Source organism: Trichocoleus sp. DQ-A2 (assembly GCF_039961915.1).
In the GTDB taxonomy this organism is placed as follows: domain Bacteria; phylum Cyanobacteriota; class Cyanobacteriia; order Cyanobacteriales; family FACHB-T130; genus FACHB-T130.
Genome location: NZ_JAMPKD010000009.1, coordinates 161,385 through 180,960, shown reverse-complemented (window position 1 = coordinate 180,960; position 19,576 = coordinate 161,385). Strand labels below are relative to the sequence as shown.

15 protein-coding genes are annotated in these 19,576 nt (G+C 47.1%); 10 read left to right on the top strand and 5 right to left on the bottom strand.

Going from position 1 to position 19,576, the window contains the following annotated elements:
* Positions 1-47: 47 nt before the first annotated feature.
* Both aroH and sppA read right to left on the bottom strand, forming a co-directional pair.
* Positions 48-482 (bottom strand): chorismate mutase, encoded by a 435-nt coding sequence (gene aroH, locus NC997_RS11235; RefSeq protein ID WP_199291973.1) that lies wholly within the window; start codon positions 480-482, stop codon positions 48-50.
* Positions 483-556: 74 nt separating this feature from the next.
* The gene (sppA, locus tag NC997_RS11230; RefSeq protein ID WP_190440760.1) at positions 557-1,378 is read right to left on the bottom strand and encodes a signal peptide peptidase SppA; all 822 of its coding nucleotides are present in this window, start codon (positions 1,376-1,378) and stop codon (positions 557-559) included.
* Positions 1,379-1,810: 432 nt separating this feature from the next.
* Between sppA and NC997_RS11225 the strand changes: the two genes are divergently transcribed.
* The 10 genes from NC997_RS11225 to NC997_RS11180 all read left to right on the top strand — a co-directional run bounded on the left by NC997_RS11225 (position 1,811) and on the right by NC997_RS11180 (position 15,718).
* Positions 1,811-2,932: a DMT family transporter gene (locus tag NC997_RS11225; protein WP_190524658.1), complete on the top strand. Its 1,122-nt coding sequence runs from the start codon at positions 1,811-1,813 to the stop codon at positions 2,930-2,932.
* 238 nt (positions 2,933-3,170) lie between these two features.
* The gene (locus tag NC997_RS11220) at positions 3,171-4,481 is read left to right on the top strand and encodes a HEAT repeat domain-containing protein (RefSeq protein WP_242031229.1); all 1,311 of its coding nucleotides are present in this window, start codon (positions 3,171-3,173) and stop codon (positions 4,479-4,481) included.
* Between the two features lie 60 nt (positions 4,482-4,541).
* Entirely contained in the window at positions 4,542-5,615 is a 1,074-nt protein-coding gene (locus NC997_RS11215) for a glycosyltransferase (protein WP_190524735.1), read from the top strand.
* Between the two features lie 16 nt (positions 5,616-5,631).
* On the top strand, positions 5,632-6,579 hold the full coding sequence (locus NC997_RS11210) for an LD-carboxypeptidase (protein WP_190524733.1): 948 nt from the start codon (positions 5,632-5,634) through the stop codon (positions 6,577-6,579).
* 149 nt (positions 6,580-6,728) lie between these two features.
* Positions 6,729-7,949 (top strand): hypothetical protein, encoded by a 1,221-nt coding sequence (locus NC997_RS11205; protein ID WP_190415666.1) that lies wholly within the window; start codon positions 6,729-6,731, stop codon positions 7,947-7,949.
* A gap of 281 nt (positions 7,950-8,230) precedes the next feature.
* On the top strand, positions 8,231-9,280 hold the full coding sequence (gene hemE / locus NC997_RS11200) for a uroporphyrinogen decarboxylase (RefSeq protein ID WP_190411105.1): 1,050 nt from the start codon (positions 8,231-8,233) through the stop codon (positions 9,278-9,280).
* A gap of 59 nt (positions 9,281-9,339) precedes the next feature.
* On the top strand, positions 9,340-10,317 hold the full coding sequence (locus NC997_RS11195; RefSeq protein WP_190524656.1) for an NAD(P)-dependent oxidoreductase: 978 nt from the start codon (positions 9,340-9,342) through the stop codon (positions 10,315-10,317).
* Between the two features lie 269 nt (positions 10,318-10,586).
* Positions 10,587-12,188 (top strand): B12-binding domain-containing radical SAM protein, encoded by a 1,602-nt coding sequence (locus NC997_RS11190; protein WP_190524654.1) that lies wholly within the window; start codon positions 10,587-10,589, stop codon positions 12,186-12,188.
* A 263-nt stretch (positions 12,189-12,451) separates the two neighbouring features.
* Positions 12,452-14,038, top strand: a complete 1,587-nt coding sequence (locus NC997_RS11185; protein ID WP_190524652.1) for a B12-binding domain-containing radical SAM protein — start codon at positions 12,452-12,454, stop codon at positions 14,036-14,038.
* Between the two features lie 90 nt (positions 14,039-14,128).
* Positions 14,129-15,718 (top strand): B12-binding domain-containing radical SAM protein, encoded by a 1,590-nt coding sequence (locus tag NC997_RS11180; RefSeq protein WP_190430938.1) that lies wholly within the window; start codon positions 14,129-14,131, stop codon positions 15,716-15,718.
* A gap of 215 nt (positions 15,719-15,933) precedes the next feature.
* Here the strand turns inward: NC997_RS11180 and NC997_RS11175 are convergent, their stop codons facing one another.
* From NC997_RS11175 to NC997_RS11165, 3 genes are all read right to left on the bottom strand, one after another.
* The gene (locus tag NC997_RS11175; protein ID WP_190524650.1) at positions 15,934-16,482 is read right to left on the bottom strand and encodes a DoxX family protein; all 549 of its coding nucleotides are present in this window, start codon (positions 16,480-16,482) and stop codon (positions 15,934-15,936) included.
* Positions 16,483-16,707: 225 nt separating this feature from the next.
* Complete coding sequence (locus NC997_RS11170; protein WP_190411111.1) at positions 16,708-17,547, bottom strand: DUF1838 family protein; 840 nt, start codon at positions 17,545-17,547, stop codon at positions 16,708-16,710.
* Between the two features lie 44 nt (positions 17,548-17,591).
* Positions 17,592-19,520, bottom strand: coding sequence for an ABC transporter ATP-binding protein (locus NC997_RS11165; RefSeq protein WP_190524648.1), 1,929 nt, complete (start codon positions 19,518-19,520; stop codon positions 17,592-17,594).
* Between the last annotated feature and the right edge of the window lie 56 nt (positions 19,521-19,576).

The window sequence follows — 19,576 nt, the reverse complement described above, 5'->3', positions numbered from 1 at the left end:
TAGTGATTCGTCAATGACTGGGGACGAATCACTAATGACAAAAAACCTCAGCGATGAAACGACTGAATCGTTGACTGCGAGGATAAGCTAACCTGAGACAAACTCCAATCCGGTCTTAGGCTTTTAGCTCCCCGCAGATAAGGATGGTAAATCGGTGGATGGGAAGCTGGCAAATTGACGTGAATTAAGAAGCGGATGCAACGCTCCAGCCCTCCCTCCACGTGCATTTGCTGGACATCGAGCAGAGGAACATTGTCCCAGTGGGGACGAGAGCGAGCGATCGCAGCGGGAAAGATCGCATCCAGATCCCGCGTCACCGAGAACGTGGCACTAATAATTAGATCGGGATGTAGTTGATTGTGTACTTCTAATTCATCGAGTAGTTCCGCTACCACTTCTCGAATTGCCTCAGCCGTGTTTTGTGAGGCAGTTGTTGCCCCGCGAATCGCTCGAACTCGCCACTCCACGCAAGCATCCTCCATTTTATAATTGAGATTTTGAATTTTAGATTTTGGATTTCAGAATCATCTAAATCATCTAAAATCTAAACTTCAGACTAGGGTCGGTAAAGCCACAACGGCTGACCACTGGTAGAAAGTTCAAATTCTAACCAGTCTATCCCAGCTGATAGACTAGATGCCCCCTGAACTCTGCTCGATACCACACGATTCCAGAAAGGTTTGCGTTCTTCCAGGGTGTAACACTTCGTTTTTTCGGGATCGAGACCGACCAGTTCCGCAGCCCAACGGCGGGCATCTTCCTCAGTGCCGAGCCGGTCAACAATTCCCAGTTCTAACGCTTGTTGACCTGTGAAAATGCGACCATCTGCAAAACTTTTAACGGTTTCGGTTGTCAGCTTCCGAGCCTCAGCAACCGTTTGCACAAATTGCTGATAACTGACGTCAATCAGGTCTTGGAGAATATTCTTTTCCGGCTCGGTGAGTTCCCGGTCAAAAGCCAGAATATCTTTATAAGGACCCGATTTGATCACCTTGAAAGAAACGCCAATCTTTTCTAGCAAGCGCTCCAGGTTGTTTCCCCGGAGAATTACACCGATACTGCCGGTAATTGTGCCTGGGTTGGAAACAATGTGTTCGGCTCCCATCCCGATATAGACTCCTCCAGATGCGGAGATATTGCCAAAGCTGGCAACAATTTTCACCTTTTTTTGCAGGCGAGTCAGGGCTTCATAGATTTCTTGCGAATCCCCGACCGTACCACCAGGACTATCAATGCGTAGCAGTAATGCTGGAAACTTTCGTTCTTCAACCGTTTTCAGGCTTTCTAGAACTTGTTTTCGGGTAGTACTGCCAATCGCACCAGTCACTTCAATCCGAGCAATTTGTTTACGAAACTTAGGCTGAAAAGGCCAGATCATGAGCAGGCAAGCGATGAATCGTGAATGAATGAGCGAATTAGAGAAGGAAGCAAATCCTGCAAAACAGTAAATGTTTCCCTAGTAATGCTGGCTCTTTCTCTAGTTTGCACGATCTGCATCGGTTTCGTTGGCTTGCGGGTGAAGCCTGAAAGCTTATCAGAAAAAAGGTTTTCCCTAGCTCCCCGAATTTAACAGGTACTTACAAGTAAAAACTTACCCTTTTGTCGGCATCCCAACAATTTGCTAAAGCGCCTTAACAGAACTACATATTAAGTACAATTAAGTAAATAAACGCGCAACCAGCCAGAAAAAGAGCAAGAAACTGGAAAAATTTTTGATAAATCCGGTTGCGACTTCTGGAAGGGCAGCTCGTTATGACCTGCTTCAAGAGTGCTGGCTTGGCTCTATCATGTACGCCCACAAAAAACTTTTATGCAGCTAAAACTCACAGAATCCAAAATTCCGTTGGCACCCTTGCTGCTGATTGCCCCCTTTTTCTTGTGGGGAACGGCGATGGTGGCAATGAAGGGTGTTATCCCAAACACGACACCCCTGTTTATGGCTGGTGTCCGGTTGGTGCCTGCTGGGGTATTGGTATTAGTTGCTGCCTTTTTGATGGGGAAACCTCAACCGAAAGGCATTCGGGCGTGGCTGTGGATTAGTTTGTTTGCTTTGGTTGATGGCGCTTTGTTTCAAGGCTTTTTAGCCTTTGGATTAGTGCGAACGGGTGCCGGGTTGGGTTCGGTGATGATTGACTCTCAACCCCTGGCAGTGGCTTTGCTGTCCTGTTGGTTGTTTGGAGAAACCATCGGGCTGTGGGGCTGGCTGGGGTTGGCATTGGGAGTGCTGGGGATTAGTTTGATTGGCTTGCCGGATGATTGGATTATCAATCTTTTCCACGGCAACGCGATCGCTGGCTCGTTTAGCTTCACGCACTTGTTTGAGAGCGGGGAATGGCTGATGCTGCTGGCGGCGCTATCGATGGCTGTCGGAACAGTGCTGATTCGTTTCGTTTGCCAGTATGCCGATCCGGTGGTGGCGACTGGCTGGCACATGATTTTGGGCGGATTGCCTTTGTTTGCACTCTCCCAAGTGTGGGAATCTGACCAGTGGGTGCATCTAAATACGTCTGGCTGGATAGCATTGAGCTACGCAGCCGTATTTGGGAGCGCGATCGCCTATGGTTTATTCTTCTACTTTGCCTCTAGCGGCAATCTTACCAGTCTTAGTTCCCTCACCTTTTTGACACCCGTGTTTGCTCTCGTGTTTGGCAATCTGCTTTTAGCTGAAGTTCTCAGCCCGCTTCAATGGCTGGGAGTGAGTCTAACCCTTGTCAGTATCTATCTAATTAATCAGCGCGAGAAGATAGCCGAACAGGTACGATTGCAAAGCCTTCGCTTCGGGCAACCCTCTACATCAGTTGAAACCAGGGTGACACAAGAAGAAAGCAAAACCGAGCAAATTTCTCTCTTAGAGCCATCCGAGCCATTACCCTATCAATCACTGCCAATACAAGCGAAAGAATCCGAAACCGAGATTTGGCAAAATCGGTAGAAATGAATAGGATGACAGACAAGTTAGCCGTTAAGATTTGAGAGCGAGTTGAAACTTTCTGTTATGATCAGCCCAATATTCACACTTGCTCCCAGAGCCGCTCGCCCAAAACATAGGGATGAATTGCTCGCTAACTATTTAGAACGAATAACTTCATGCTGGTACTAGAAGCTAAGCAGAAAATTATCAGCAAAGGATCTTGTCTGGTTGTATTCACTTAGACAGGTTTCCCAAAACTATGTTCTACCGCTCCACATGGCTTCTAGTTACCTGGATTATCTGTCTGGGCTTTATCCCCAGTTCGGGTGAGAATTCCACAGGATTGCCGTCAGCGATCGCCACTTCCCCCCCCAGTTTACCCGTCTCCCTAGAACTGGCTCAGGCGAGTTCCCCAAACCCTAAAAACGATTTGCCTATCCTTCAAGTAGGCTCTCAAGGCTTTGAAGTCGCAGAACTGCAAAAGTCACTAAAGCGTTTGGGACACTACAATGGGCCAGTAGATGGCGTTTATGGCCGAACGACAGCAGTTGCTATCTCTAAATTTCAAACATCTGTCGGGTTAATGCCTGACGGAGTTGCTGGTTCCACGACTCAAGAGCGCCTTCAGGCAGCCGAAGCCGCAAAATCTTCACCGGCTCCCACCCCAAAACCCAAGGCGGCTAAACCGAGTTCTGAAGGGAATCGCCTCTGGTGGTTATTAGGTTTAGCAGCAGCATCAGCTGGGGTCGGATTAGGAGTTTACTTCTTGCTGAAATGGTTAGGCAACCTCAACAGAGAGGAAGAGCCGGAGTCTGGAGCTGAGGAATCGGATGAAAGCCGCTACGAAGACCCTAAAGATGCCAATCATCCCGCAGATATCCATTCTCACCCGATAGAAAATGACAATGGCAATAACGGCTATCATGCCTCTGCTTTGACCCTTTCAGAAACAAGCAATTTAGAAAAAAGCAATTTAGACGGGAGAACAACCGCACAAAAGCCAACAGAAGCAGTTAGCGAAGCGAAGCCATTAGCACGGCTGCGAAGCAACGAGGCATCGGTGGGAGAAACCACTCGCCTCCCCAAAATTGACATTGTTAATGAATTAATTAAAGATTTACAGGGAGCCGATCCGACAAAACGACGCAAGGCGATCTGGGAACTGGCACAATGCGGTGACTCCAGAGCAATTCAGCCCTTGGTGGATTTGATGATCGACTCGGATTCTCAGCAGCGCGGCTTAATCTTAGAGGCGCTGTCGCAAATTGGCACCCGCACCCTCAAACCGATGAACCGGGCACTCGCGATCTCGTTGCAAGATGAAAACCCTGATGTTCGCAAAAATGCAATTCGGGATTTGACAAGAATTTATGACACGATCGGTCAAGTCAGCAATTTATTGCGTCACGCTGCTGAAGATCGGGATTCCGAGGTTCAGGAAACAGCGCGGTGGGCGATAGGGCAGTTAAATCGGCTTCGCTTGAATCCTGGTACGGATAATAATTTGCCCGCTTTGCCAAATTCCCAAAATTCTTCTAATCATCCGTCAGAGGAATCAGAAAACCGCTAAATCAGCGTCTTTACAAGAGTTTGAATTTATTGTTTATCGTTTAGAGTCCAAAAGTTGTCCATCTTGCATCGTCCATTGAAACTGTTGTTGCTCTCAACCTCGGTGGGCGCTCTCGGCACAGGGTTGGGGGGTGGCGTAGAACTAACCCTGCTCAACGTTGCCCAAGAGCTGCTCCGGCGGGGACATACCCTAAAAATTGTGGCTCCCCAAGGCTCTGTGCTGGGAGATATTCCAATTGTCGAAATTGCTGGAAAACTTCAGACAACGGCTCAGACGCAAGGACGGAGTGCCCCGATTGTCATGCCGGAGAATTCTGTGCTGGGCAATATGTGGGATTATGCGCGGCAAGTCCAAGCTGACTACGATCTGATTTTCAACATTGCCTATGATTGGCTACCGTTCTATCTAACGCCATTTTTTAATCGAGCGATCGCCCATTTCGTGAGTATGGGTTCTCTCTCGGCAGCGATGGATCGCATTGTGGAACAGATTGCCGTTCAGTTTCCCGGTACGGTTGGCGTCTACACATTGACACAGGCAGAAACGTTTCCCAGTCCGTCGCAGTATCGGATTCTGGGAAGTGGTCTGGATTTATCGCTTTATCAATTTTGCTCAGAACCTTCCGCCGCCTTGGCTTGGGTGGGTCGGATTGCTCCAGAAAAAGGTCTAGAGGATGCCGTTGCCGCTGCCAAAATCACCGGCATTCCCCTAAAAATCCTTGGCAAAATGCAAGATGAAGCATATTGGAAGCAGATTTGTCAAGATTACCCCGATGCTCCTGTAGAATATGCGGGATTTTTCTCCACATCCGAACTGCAACAGCATCTAGGCAATTGTCGAGCGTTATTGATGACGCCTCGCTGGGTGGAAGCGTTTGGCAATGTGGTGATTGAGGCGCTTGCGTGTGGGGTGCCCGTCATTTCTTATTCCAGAGGTGGCCCGACTGAAATTATTCAGGATGGGAAGACGGGCTTTTTGGTGGAGCCGGATAGCGTGGCGGGGTTGGTTGAGGCAATTGGACGCATCGATCAACTTGACCGCTATACTTGCCGCCAACAAGCCGAAGCGGAATATTCCCTGGAAGCACTGGGCGATCGCATGGAAGAATGGTTTCGGGATATCTTGCAAAATTAAAACTTAAACCAGAAGAATTTTGGATTTTTCCGCGTACCAACTACCCCCGCCTTTACAAACTGGCGACTTGCTGCGAGTCATTGCTCCCAGCGGTGCCTTGCGAGAACAGGAAGCGTTCCACAAAGGTGTGGAAATATGGCGATCGCGCGGCTACCGAGTCGAAATTAGCAGCGGCGTAGAGGAACGGTGGGGCTACCTTGCTGGTCGCGATGACAGCCGCCGCCAACACCTCGCAGACGCTTGGAAAAACCCTGAATGTAAAGGCATTCTCTGTGCCAGAGGCGGTTATGGTAGCGCCCGCTTACTAGAAGATTGGTCTTGGCAGGGTGCGGAACAGAAAAAGAAAATCGGAGATTTTTTACGCAGCACTCCCAAATGGCTGATCGGCTTTTCTGATGCCACTGGCTTGCTGTGGAGCCTCGGTAAAGTTGGCATTGCAGGGGTTCATGGCCCGTTGCTAACTACCCTTGCCGCAGAGCCAGAGTGGTCGATTCAGCGGCTGTTCGATTGCGTAGAAGGTCGCCCCCTAGAACCCTTAAAAGGAGTCGGCTGGGGCGGCGGTAAGGTCAGCGGCATCTTAATACCGGGTAATCTGACTGTAGCCACGCATTTTCTGAACACGCCCGTACAGCCCCAGCTAGCGGGCGTCATTCTCGCCTTGGAAGATGTGACTGAGGCTCCCTACCGCATTGACCGAATGTTAACGCAGTGGCGGATGACAGGGGCTTTTCGGGAAGTCAAAGGGATTGCGTTGGGGCGCTTTAGCCGCTGCGAAGCTCCGCCGAACATTTCTAGCTTGACGGTGGAAGAAGTATTGCGCGATCGCTTGGGGAATCTTGGCATTCCCATTGTCTCCGATCTCCCCTTTGGTCACGATGGTCCTAATGCAGCTTTACCCTTGGGAATCCCCGCTCAGTTAGATGCAGATCGCGGCAGTTTGAGTTTTTCCTCTACCGAGCAATAATACTTAGGTGCTTCTAGATTGCATCAGTTGAACAGGCATTTCAAACCGGCTTTACAAGTTTGAGGTGCCTGGACTCTGGGAACTATGGATGGATATCATCTGTCCAAACAGAAGGAAGCAGTTCTTGTTTATAGGAAAGCGGGTCTACCATGATGGGTCGTAAGTTTATTAATAGGGTTGCGGCAAGTGTCGCGATCGCCGGGATGATGTTTACGGGGATCTCCGATATCGCTGGAGCAGCAACCGCACTAAAAAATGGTGAAAACGTTAACGGGTTCATCCGTACTAACTCTCCCACCTTCACCTTTAAAAACCAATCTCTAAGGGGTACTCCTGTCCAGAAAGCCTATGGTGAGGAATTCCTGATTAATGCTAAGCAAGGTGATGCAATCGTTGCCGCTGTTGATGTAGAAGACGGTAGTACTCTTTTGCCTATTCTAGTTCTAGTTTCCTCACAGAGTGGGGCGCAGGTTGCCTACGATGACCGATCGGGTTTGGTGAGGTATCGAGTGCCAACGACTGGAGAATATAAACTTCGCGTGTTGGGTAAGAACAACACTAGGGGGAGATACACGCTTTCAATTTCTGGGATTAGCCAGACAACAACTTCCCAAAATCCACCGGCTCAAACTCCCGCGGGTCAAAAAGATGCGCGACAAAAATTTCTAGAAGATGAATATGGATTGAGAGTCCTAGAAAATTGTCCGGCGGTAAGGAGTAATGTTGTTGTTGTCACCTTCCCCGAATACGGTCAAAACTATACCTACTGCGCTAATCCTAACCGCAATATCAAGGCAGGCGAATATCGTTACGACGTTAGCAGCAATGATATCAAGCCAGGGGGTGCTGTTGCCCAAAATCCACCGGCTCAAACCCCAGCTCAAAATGACCCCCGGAAACAAGCTCTGCTCAATGAGTATGGGTTGAGGGTTCTGGATACCTGTCCAGAAGTAAAAACTTCTTTGGTTGTTGTCACGTTTACCGAATACGGTCAAACGTACAATTACTGCGCCAATCCTAACCGCCTTGTCAAAGCAGGAGCGTACACCTTTGACATTAGCAGTGGTGACTTAAAGCCGAAAACAACGACTTCCCAAAATCCGACTCAACCTACAGCTAACGATCAAAGAAGCCAACTGCTGCGAAATGAGTATGGCTTGACGGTTTTGGATAGTTGTCCTCCGGCAAAGAATTCTTTGGTGGTCGTGAACTTTACCGAAGCGGGTCAAACCTACACTTACTGCGCCAATCCCAACCGCGTTTTCAAGGCGGGGGAATACACCTATAACCCCACCACCCGCAACTTAGATACGGCTAAGAAACCGACGCGATGCACCGTTGAAATTAGTGGCATCTGCATTGTCAAATAACGTCAATAGGTAGTTAAAAAAGCACGCAACAGAAAAACCCGGTTGATTCAAGAAGCCGGGTTTTTCGCGTGTCGGAGAGTCACTCAGGCTCGCTGACTACTACTAGGGAAACGCACATTCCATGTCTCTAGGAGTTGATACCCTATCTAGAAGGGTTTAGCGTGGATTGCCTCTCTCATGGCGGGCAAACTCAAGAGAAGCGATCGCAAAACTAAACTTGGGGAATCCGACAATGATAAGCTAAACAAATGCCTTTAAATAAGTCTTTAGGTGAAGTGTAAATGACCGTTGCAACCCAAGTTCCGTATCTGCTGAGGGCAGCCCGTGGTGAAGTTTTAGACCGTCCGCCAGTGTGGATGATGCGGCAAGCGGGTAGATATATGAAAGCTTATCGAGATTTAAGAGATAAGTATCCTGCGTTTCGCGATCGCTCGGAAAAAGTAGAACTGGCAATCGAAATCTCCTTACAGCCGTTTCGCGCCTTTGAGCCAGATGGGGTAATTTTATTTTCTGATATTTTAACTCCGTTGCCGGGACTTGGCATTCCCTTTGATATCATCGAAAGCCGAGGACCAGTCATCGATCCGCCCATCCGCAGCCAAGAGCAAATTGATAAACTGCATCCTCTAGAACCTGGGGAATCTCTGCCTTTCATCGGTGAAATTTTGCAAACATTGCGCCAAGAAGTCGGCAACAAAGCAACTGTCTTGGGTTTTGTGGGTGCCCCTTGGACGCTGGCAGCGTATGCGATTGAGGGCAAAAGCTCGAAAGACTACGCAATTATTAAAAGTATGGCTTTTTCAGAGCCAACGATGCTGCATCAATTTTTGGGTAAATTGGCAGATGCGATCGCAACTTACGTCCGCTACCAAATTGATAGCGGTGCCCAAGTCATTCAAATGTTCGATTCTTGGGCAGGACAACTGAGTCCGCAAGATTACGAGACATTTGCTCTACCGTATCAGCAGCGAGTTTTCAACCAGGTAAAACAGACGCATCCGGATACTCCCCTGATTCTCTACATCAATGGTAGTGCTGGCATTCTGGAGAGGATGGCACAATCCGGCGCGGATATCGTCAGCGTAGATTGGACGGTAGACATGGCAGAGGCAAGGACAAGACTTGGCTCAAACATCGGTGTACAGGGAAATATGGACCCCTGTGCCTTATTTGGCTCAAAAGAGTTCATCCGCGATCGCATTTATGACACGATCCGCAAAGCCGGAAACAAAGGTCATATCATGAATCTCGGTCATGGTGTTTTACCCAGTACCCCCGAAGAAAACGTAGCTTTCTTCTTTGAAACTGCCAAATCAGTCAAAAATCATTAGTCATTAGTCATTGAACTAAAGACAAATCATTCTTGACTAAGGACGAATGACCAACCCTTATGAACCCCAAGCGGATTTTGGTAACTGGTGCGAGTGGCTGCATTGGTCACTACATTAGCGAAAGCCTGATTCAAGAAACCGAACACGAGCTGTATCTGTTAGTCAGAAATCCAGACAAACTGCAAATTGACTACCAATCTCGACCGGGAATCACCGTTGTAAGAGCTGATTTGCGAGACATTGAACGAGTGGGAAATCTACTCAAGACAATCGATGTCGCGATCTTAGCTGCAACCGCTTGGGGCGGCTCCCAAGCGGTATTTGACGTGAATGTGATTAAAACCATCCGGTTGCTAAACTTGCTCGACCCCGCAGTGTGCGAACAAGTCATTTACTTTTCTACCGCTAGCATCCTCGGACGCGACAACGCATTATTGAAAGAAGCGGGAGAACTAGGGACAGACTACATCCGTTCTAAGTATGACTGTTTGCAGCGCTTATCGAAATTAGCGATCGCACCCCGCATCACTACCCTCTTTCCGACCTTGGTTCTCGGAGGAGATGCCAACAAACCCTACTCCCATCTTTCTTCAGGATTGCCAGGGGTGGCAAAGTTGATTGACCTGATTCGCTTTTTTAAAGCCGACGGCAGTTTCCACTATATGCACGGGCGAGATATTGCCCAAGTGGTACGATTCCTGATCGAACATCCTCCTCGCCCCTCGGAACCTCGACAGCTGGTTTTGGGTCAAGCACCCATAACGGTCAACGAAGCCGTAGAAGAAGTTTGTGCTTATTTAGACAAGAAAATTTATTTTCGCGTGCCCCTGTCTCCCTGGCTAGCTGATTTCTTCATCCTCTTGTTCCGAATTCAGATGGCACCTTGGGATCGGTTCTGCTTGCGCTACCGTCATTTTACCTACCAAGATCCCGTCAACCCGGCTACCCTGGGTCTGCCGAATTACTGTGCCACATTCAGCGATGTGCTGAAAATAAGCGGAGTTCAAAAAAAGCAGCTGACAGCTAAGAACGAGTAGAAATTAGATTTAAAAGGTTGTTTTAACGCAAAGGTACGCAGAGGTTAGTGCAAAGGTACGCCAAGGAGGTTAGAGGCTGTCTTCAGAAGAGTTTCTTAGACATATCAAGACCTCTTACTGATTTTTTACGTACCTTTACGTCACCCTTGGCGTACCTTTGCGTTAAAAAAGCTATCAGACTTAACCTAAGCTTGCCAGATTCAGCTAGGCTCGTGTGCTATGTATTAGCTAATAGCTGAAATTTAAAAAGGTGTGAGGTTTTAAATTCAATGAAAGTTTTATTAGTTTATCCCCTGTTTCCTAAAACTTTTTGGTCTTACGAAAAAATTCTGGAATTAGTCAATCGCAAGGTTTTATTGCCGCCGCTGGGTTTAGTCACCGTGGCGGCAATTTTGCCTCAAGAGTGGGAATTCAAGCTGGTGGATCGAAATATCCGCACCGTTACAGAACAAGAGTGGGAATGGGCAGATGTTGTCATTCTCTCGGCAATGATTGTTCAGAAAGAGGATTTACTTGATCAAATCAAGGAAGCCAAGCGGCGCGGCAAACTGGTAGCGTGTGGTGGCCCTTACCCAACTTCTGTCCCGGAGGAAGCTCAAAAAGCGGGTGTAGATTATCTGATTTTAGATGAAGGGGAAATCACCCTGCCGATGTTTGTTGAGGCAGTTCAGCGGGGCGAAAAACAGGGGATTTTCCGTTCTAATGGGGAAAAACCCGATGTGACGACAACCCCGGTTCCTCGTTTTGATTTGCTGGAGTTTGATGCTTACGATTCAATGTCGGTGCAGTTTTCGCGGGGCTGTCCCTTCCAGTGCGAATTTTGCGACATTATTGTTTTGTATGGTCGCAAACCCCGGACGAAAACACCAGAACAGCTATTAGCAGAGTTAGAGTATCTCTACCAATTAGGGTGGCGTCGTAGCGTTTTCATGGTAGATGATAACTTCATCGGCAATAAGCGCAACGTCAAGTTATTTCTCAAAGAGCTAAAAACCTGGCAAGCAGAACATCAATACCCCTTCCGCTTTAATACAGAAGCTTCGATTGATTTAGCGCAAGACCAAGAACTGATGGATTTAATGGTGGAGTGCTATTTCGATGCCGTGTTCTTGGGGATTGAAACGCCAGATGAAGAGAGTTTGTCGCTGACGAAAAAATTCCAAAATACCCGCAGTTCCCTGGGTGAAGCGGTGGAGGAAATTACGCGAACCGGATTGCGCCCAATGGCTGGGTTTATCATTGGCTTTGATGGAGAGAAAGCTGGCGCAGGCGATCGCATTGTCCGCTTTGCCGAACAAACTGCCATTCCCACCACTACCTTCGCAATGCTGCAAGCCTTACCCAATACAGCGCTGTGGCATCGATTAGACAAGGAGGGTCGCCTGCGGGGGAAAGATGGCAACATCAATCAAACTACCTTGATGAACTTTGTTCCCACACGACCCCTGCAAGATATTGCCAGAGAATACGTTGAGGCTTTCTGGACACTATACGATGCCGAAAAGTTTTTGGATCGGACTTATCGCTGTTTCTTGATGCTGGGTGCGCCCAAATGCAAGGCTCCTGCTAAATTACCAAATTTAGTGGATCTGCGAGCGCTGCTGATTGTGATGTGGCGTCAGGGTGTCAAACGCACTACTCGCTGGAAGTTCTGGCACCACTTATTGAGCATCCTCAAACGCAATCCTGGTGTTTTTGAGCATTACATCGCAGTCTGCGCTCATAATGAGCATTTTCTAGAGTACCGCCAGATTGTGCGGGACGAAATAGATGCCCAGTTAGCTGAGTTTCAGGCAGAAGAAGCAAAACTGCAACAGATAGAAGATATCTCATCGGCATCTGTAAAAGAAAAAAATCCCGTCGGTGTATAAGACAAAGTTCTTTCGGGATTGCTAACAGCAGCGGGAAAAGAGAGCGATCGCTCTGAAACGAGAATGCTAGTTAACCAGCAGAAATAAACATTCATCTACTGAGTTAGTTAGCATGGAATATCCATTCATCATTAGCGAAAACCTAGCGGCATATTGTATTCGGTCAATTTAATGACTCCTTCATGAGCGATCGCACGTCGAAAGTGATAGAACAATTTGCCCCTGCCACGAATCACTAAAATTAGTCCGAGGTTGCCAATTCAATGCGAGTTTTACTGCTTTATCCTTTATTTCCTAAAACTTTTTGGTCTTTTGAGAAAGTCCTAGAATTAGTAAATCGCAAGGTTTTATTGCCGCCGCTAGGTTTAGTGACGGTTGCCGCAATTTTGCCTCAAGAATGGGAATTCAAGCTGGTCGATCGAAACGTTCGCAACGTCACAGAAGACGAGTGGGAGTGGGCGGATTTGGTCATTCTCTCGGCAATGATTGTCCAGAAAGAGGATTTACTCGCTCAAATTCGAGAAGCCAAACGGCGCGGTAAAGCGGTTGCAGTAGGTGGCCCTTATCCGACTTCTGTGCCTGATGAAGCCACTAATGCGGGTGCAGATTATCTAATTTTGGATGAAGGGGAAATCACCCTGCCGATGTTTATGGAAGCGATCGCACGAGGTGATAAGGGTGGGATTTTCCGATCCGATGGGGAAAAACCCGATGTGACGACAACTCCTGTCCCGCGTTTTGATTTGCTGGAGTTTGATGCTTACGATACGATGTCGGTGCAGTTTTCGCGGGGTTGCCCTTTCCAGTGCGAATTTTGCGACATTATTGTTTTGTATGGTCGCAAACCCCGGACGAAAACACCGGAACAGCTATTAGCGGAGTTGGAGTATCTCTACCAATTGGGGTGGCGTCGTAGCGTTTTCATGGTGGATGATAACTTCATCGGCAATAAGCGCAACGTCAAGTTATTTCTTAAAGAATTAAAAACCTGGCAAGCGGAACACCAGTATCCCTTTAGCTTTAACACTGAAGCATCAGTTGACTTGGCGCAAGACCAAGAACTGATGGATTTAATGGTGGAGTGCAATTTTAATGCGGTGTTTCTGGGAATTGAAACGCCGGATGAAGCCAGTTTGCAGATGACGAAGAAGTTTCAAAATAACCGAACTTCGCTTGCTGACTCGGTAGAAACCATCACGCGGGCAGGGTTGCGGGTGATGGCTGGTTTTATTATTGGCTTTGATGGAGAAAAATCAGGCGCAGGCGATCGCATTGTCCGCTTTGCCGAACAAACGGCGATTCCGACGACTATTTTCGGAATGCTACAAGCTTTACCCCACACTGCCCTCTGGTTCCGCCTAGAAAAAGAGGGGCGATTGCTGGATAGCGCATCGGGCAACCAGTTCAATGTGATGAATTTTATCCCGACCCGACCCGTAGAAGAGATTACCAGGGAATACATCAACGCCTTCTGGGATTTATACGATGCTGAAAAGTTTTTAGATCGGGCTTATCGCCATTTTCTGATGCTGGGCGCACCCAAAGTAAAAGTTCCTTTTAAAATGCCGGGTCTGATGGAGTTAAGGGCTTTGGCAATTGTGGCGTGGAGACAAGGCATTAAGCGTCACACTCGCTGGAAGTTCTGGCACCATCTGTTTAGTATCATCAAACACAACCCTGGTGTTTGGGATCATTACCTCACCGTCTGTGCCCACAACGAACATTTTCTCGAATATCGCCAGATTGTCCGCGACCAAATTGAGGTGCAGTTAGCTGAGTATCTAGCACAACAATCGAAACAGGAAGCTAAAGTTTCCCCTGTGAAAAACAGCGTCGGTGCGAGTGCGTGATATCAAGTGAAAAATGGGGAATTGGAAATTTTTTACCCATTTTTCATTCCTTCTCATCAATGACCAATTAAGCGTGAGGATTGTCAATTAATGCGAGTTTTACTTTTATATCCACTATTTCCGAAAAGTTTTTGGTCCTTTGAAAAAACTTTAGCCTTGCTAAATCGTAAGGCAATGTTGCCGCCTTTAGGTTTAGTGACCGTTGCCGCAATTTTGCCCCAAGAGTGGGAGTTTAAGTTAGTAGATCGAAATGTTACCCAAATAACTGAAGCTGAATGGGCATGGGCAGATTTAGTAATTCTGTCGGCAATGATTGTCCAAAAAGAAGATTTGCTAGATCAAATCAAAGAAGCAAAGCAAAGGGGTAAGTTAGTCGCAGTCGGCGGCCCTTATCCCACCGCTTTACCTCAAGAAGTAGAATCGGTAGGCGCAGATTATTTGATTTTGGATGAAGGGGAAATCACCCTGCCGATGTTTGTGGAGGCAGTGCAACGTGGCGAAACTTCGGGAACTTTTCGGGCGGGAGGAGAGAAACCGGATGTCAGTTCCACACCTGTTCCCCGCTTTGATTTACTAGATTTTGACGCTTATTCAGAAATGTCTGTGCAGTTTTCGCGGGGATGCCCATTTCAATGCGAATTCTGCGACATTATTGTCCTTTACGGACGCAAACCGCGCACGAAAACACCAGCCCAATTACTAGCAGAATTAGAACGCCTTTATGAGTTGGGTTGGCGACGCAGCATTTTTATGGTGGATGACAATTTTATCGGGAATAAGCGGAATGTCAAGTTATTCCTGAAAGAGTTGCAACCGTGGATGGTGGAACATCAGTATCCTTTCTCTTTTGCTACGGAAGCATCGGTGGATTTGGCAAAAGATCAAGAATTGATGGATATGATGGTTCAGTGTAATTTTGGGGCGGTGTTTTTAGGAATTGAAACACCGGATGAGGAGAGTTTAGCACTAACTCAGAAGTTCCAAAATACGCGAGATTCATTAAGTGATTCCGTTCAAGCGATCGCGCGATCGGGATTGCGGGTGATGGCTGGGTTTATCGTCGGCTTTGATGGAGAAAAACCCGGTGCAGGCGATCGCATTGTCAATTTTGTCGAGAAAACGGCGATTCCCACCGCTTTATTTAGTATGTTGCAAGCTTTACCCGATACAGCCCTTTGGCATCGGTTAAAGAAAGAAGGGCGGCTGCGAGGCGAATCTGCCAACATAAATCAAACGACATTGATGAACTTTGTGCCCACACGTCCTCTAGAAGACATTGCCCGCGAATACATCGATGCATTTTGGACATTGTACGATCCGGAGCGTTTTCTAGACCGCACTTATCGTCACTTTCGCATATTAGGAGAAGCGACGTATCCGAATAAGGGCAAACGTGCGAAGAAGAAAATAGATTGGGTCGTGATTCGAGCCTTATTAATCATTTGTTGGCGACAAGGCGTACTTCGTAAAACTCGTTGGCAGTTCTGGCGCAACTTGTTTAGTATGTATCGACACAATCGAGGTGGAATCAGCAGTTATTTAGCAGTTTGCGCTCAAATTGAGCATTTCGTAGAGTATCGCCAGATTGTCAAAGAGCAAATTGAGGCGCAGTTGGCAGAGTTTATGGCAGAAGACGCGGTTCAACAGCCGCAAGAGGTGAAAACCCCAGTGAATGCGTAGGGTAGACGACACCTCAGATCCTCCAAACCCCTATTATTTAAGAGACTGACTTAATAATGGGGTTTGGAGAATCGCAGAATAGCGCCCATAAAGTGACTGAGGATGAGCAATTCCTTTATTTAAAACTGGTATATAGCAATCCTGTTTTAGTTGCGAGATGCCAGTGGTTTAAATCCCCAACTTATCCAAGAAGTCGGGAATCTTGCTTTCAGAAATCATTTAGGACTGGTATAGGTAGACAAACGTTTTTGCCGTCTGCGTCTTGTCCAAAAGTTGTTGGCAAAGTTGAGTATGTTTTTGTCGCGATGATCTCCTGAACCTGCAACAGTCCGCCTGTTGGCAAGCCAGCGATCGATGGAGTAAATATTGAAGCTGCTACCAGCTAGCAATATAAATAGCACAATCCCGTAGATAAGCATCGTTTGTGCTGCACCCCAGTTTTGTATGGATGTGACACCCATCATCAAGATGATCATCAGGATAAATGTTGCGATTAGGGCGCTGCGCGTTGCTAATCCAATGGAGATCAATACTCCCACGATTAATTCAACCGGGGGTACTAAGTAAGAATTGATCCTCACCAAAAATCCCGGGAAATAAGAATTTGCAAGTTGGTTGACAGTATTTTCAGCAAAACCGGGAATATTGCCGATGCGAGTAAAGCCGTGATTAAAGTAATTCACGCCGATCAGAATTCGCAGCAACAAATAGGCGATCGCAATATCCCTAGTTTTTAGACCAATATAGGGTCTATTTTCAGTCATTGCTATAACTCCAACTGTGTTACTTAAACTTTAATTGATTTTAACTGTAGAGATTTGAATTAATTAAAGTTTAATGAGAAATGAATTAGCCAAGCTAAACCTATCAACCCAAATAAGTCTGTTTTTTCCCTTTTTGAATAGCAGCCAACAAGCACTATTCTCCGAGTGTTGAAGTTATAAGGTAAAATCCTGAGTTTAGTTATTTGTCAAGAGTAAGAATCGGCTTTATTCAATACAAGGCTCATCTATAATCGGGGCGGGTAGTGGAAATTCTTCTCCTCGTAGGTAGGCATCAAATTGTTCGTCAAAACGGCTCCAACTGGTAGCAATCGAACGCTGAATTCTACAGGTTGGAGCTTCGCGGAATAAAGGCAGCCGATGTTCGATTTGTTCTTTAATGGCTACAGGGATATCTTCAAATACATCAGTTTTATTGCCAGTGTAATTTAAGACTAAAAAGCCGGGTTTCCCCTTCATTTTCATCCACGGTTCCCACGGCCCCATGCGGTAATAAGAAAGTGTAACAGCGCGATTGTCGCTAGCACTGATGGGTTCGTCAGATAGTATTTTTGTCGGAAAAATAAATTTGTAGGAATCCGACGATTGGACATACTTCTCTGGCGAATAATCTGCAAACTTGGGGTTCGTTGATAACGGGTTAGGCAGTTTCATATTGAAATCTAATGAAACTGAGGATATTTCTGAAGTTATGTGAGCATCTATCTGTTGTGGAATCTGGAACTCCTGGTAGTCATAAGAACGGTGCATAATATTCAGTGTTTCACCTGACCAGGGGTTTTTCCAACTTTTTAGAATTTCTCCAGTTTTGGGATCGAGATAAAGTGTAATTTTACGACTTACAAGCGTCCAGCGGGATGTTGAATTATCTTGAATACAGCGCGAGATATCAACGCCTAAGAAATCAAACAGATGAACAGGTTGATCGTTATCTATCGGATGGGCATACATAGCACCTGTAGCCGGGAAATAGTGAGTTTTACTGTCACTGCTACAGCGTAGTTTGACAAACTGCTCATCGGTAATTGTTGATTTCGTTAAGGTCATAGTTTGCGCTTCCCCAAAGTATAGATTGAGCTAAGGATGAATACTTAACTAGTAATTTCTCGCCCTCCTGCTGATATCTTGATTCGGTCTTGCTGACGCTGCTGAATCTGTTCTAGACTGCCGGTAGGAATGGCGGCAATTAACTGGCGCGTGTATTCTTGCTTCGGTTCGCGGTAGAGATTTTCAGCGGAACCAATTTCTTCGATTTTGCCTCGATTCATGACCATGATGCGATCGCTCATAAATTTCACCACGCTCAAGTCATGAGAAATAAAGATGTAAGTTAAGCCAAATTCACTTTGGACTTCTTTGAGCAAATTCAGCACTTGCGCTTGTACGGAAACATCTAGCGCCGAGACGGATTCGTCGCAGATGATGAATTTGGGATTGAGTGCCAAAGCACGAGCAATACAAACCCGCTGGCGCTGTCCGCCAGAAAACTCGTGGGGATAGCGATTCATCCAGGCAGGATTTAAGCCTACACGCTCTAAGAGATAGGCTGCGCGATCGCGTCTTTCCTTAGAATTCTTCCCATAGTGATGGATTTGTAGCGGTTCCATCACCGCATCTCCAATTTTTAGACGCGGATCGAGAGAACTAAAGGGATTTTGGAAGACAATTTGCATCTCGCGTCGCAATTGCCGCAGCCGCCGATTACTGACTTTTGTAATATCTTCCCCTTCAAACTCGATCTGCCCGCTTGTGGGTTCGATCAAACGCAGGATGGTACGCGCTAAGGTACTTTTGCCACAGCCGGATTCTCCCACCAATCCCAGCGTTTCGCCGGGATAAACATCAAATGAGATGCCATTCACCGCCATCAAATAGCGTTTGGTTTGACCAAACATTCCCTGGATTGGGAAGCCAACTTGGAGGTCGCGGACAGAGAGTAGAGCTTTTTCAGTGGTAAAGATGCGAGCTATCGCTTCTGGGTTTTGAGTGGAACCCAGAATTTCTTCTGACTCCTGACTCTTGACGCCTGTTTTTTCTCGAATCTCGATTTCGCCGCTGGGTGTTTTCACCACTTCCATAAAGTCAGCGACGGTCGGCAGGTATTTCAACCGGCGGTTAAGGCTGGGGCGACAGGCTAACAAACCTTTGGTATAAGGATGTTGAGGGTTAGAAAAGATTTGCTCAACTGAGCCGTATTCAACTATTTTGCCTTGATACATCACGGCGACAACGTCGGCAATTTCAGCAATTACCCCCAAGTCGTGACCGATAAACATCATCGACATCCCACGGGCGTCGCGTAACTCCCGCAATAGATCCAGAATCGTCGCTTGAACCGTTACATCCAAGGCGGTTGTCGGTTCGTCAGCAATCAATACCGCTGGATTGCAGGAAATAGCCATTGCAATCATCATCCGCTGCAATTGCCCGCCGGAGAGTTCGTGGGGGTAGCGATCCAGCATTGCCAATTTTTGCTGATTGACCTGCTGATTAATTTCCGCTTCGCTATCTCTTCTGGCTTCTGGTCTTTCTTCTAGATAGCGTTGCCGCATCTCTTCATCGCTAGCGAGGAGTTTGACTTCTTGGAGACGCGCGATCGCTTGCCGCCTCGCCTCGGCAGGGGTTACATTTTGATGCTGACGGATTGCCTCGACTAACTGAAACCCACACGTAAAAACTGGGTTTAAGGAACTCATCGGTTCCTGAAAAATCATCGAAATCTGACCACCTCGATATTTCCGCAACTCCTCTGCACTCAGATCCCGCAGATTCACTACAGATCCGCCTCGTTCCTGTGAGTTTTGAAACCAAATTTCACCGCCGCTAATCCTGCCCGGAGTTGGCACCAGACCCATGACGGCGAGGGAAGTCACCGATTTACCCGATCCCGACTCTCCCACAATGCCCAAAGTCTGCCCGCGACTCAGTTTGAAGGAAATACCATCAACTGCCAGAATTTGCTTTTCATCAGTTAAAAATTGAACTTGCAGATTGCGGATGTCTAAAACGGTGTCACTCATGGCAGTCAAGGCGAAAAATTTAACTGGATTTTAACAATCTATGCGATCGCGAGAGA

Coding starts and splice junctions, on each gene's coding strand:
- aroH (WP_199291973.1), bottom strand. CDS start 482: ATGGAGGATGCTTGCGTGGAGTGGCGAGTTCGAGCGATTCGCGGGGCA.
- sppA (WP_190440760.1), bottom strand. CDS start 1,378: ATGATCTGGCCTTTTCAGCCTAAGTTTCGTAAACAAATTGCTCGGATT.
- NC997_RS11225 (WP_190524658.1), top strand. CDS start 1,811: ATGCAGCTAAAACTCACAGAATCCAAAATTCCGTTGGCACCCTTGCTG.
- NC997_RS11220 (WP_242031229.1), top strand. CDS start 3,171: ATGTTCTACCGCTCCACATGGCTTCTAGTTACCTGGATTATCTGTCTG.
- NC997_RS11205 (WP_190415666.1), top strand. CDS start 6,729: ATGATGGGTCGTAAGTTTATTAATAGGGTTGCGGCAAGTGTCGCGATC.
- hemE (WP_190411105.1), top strand. CDS start 8,231: ATGACCGTTGCAACCCAAGTTCCGTATCTGCTGAGGGCAGCCCGTGGT.
- NC997_RS11195 (WP_190524656.1), top strand. CDS start 9,340: ATGAACCCCAAGCGGATTTTGGTAACTGGTGCGAGTGGCTGCATTGGT.
- NC997_RS11190 (WP_190524654.1), top strand. CDS start 10,587: ATGAAAGTTTTATTAGTTTATCCCCTGTTTCCTAAAACTTTTTGGTCT.
- NC997_RS11185 (WP_190524652.1), top strand. CDS start 12,452: ATGCGAGTTTTACTGCTTTATCCTTTATTTCCTAAAACTTTTTGGTCT.
- NC997_RS11180 (WP_190430938.1), top strand. CDS start 14,129: ATGCGAGTTTTACTTTTATATCCACTATTTCCGAAAAGTTTTTGGTCC.
- NC997_RS11175 (WP_190524650.1), bottom strand. CDS start 16,482: ATGACTGAAAATAGACCCTATATTGGTCTAAAAACTAGGGATATTGCG.
- NC997_RS11170 (WP_190411111.1), bottom strand. CDS start 17,547: ATGACCTTAACGAAATCAACAATTACCGATGAGCAGTTTGTCAAACTA.
- NC997_RS11165 (WP_190524648.1), bottom strand. CDS start 19,520: ATGAGTGACACCGTTTTAGACATCCGCAATCTGCAAGTTCAATTTTTA.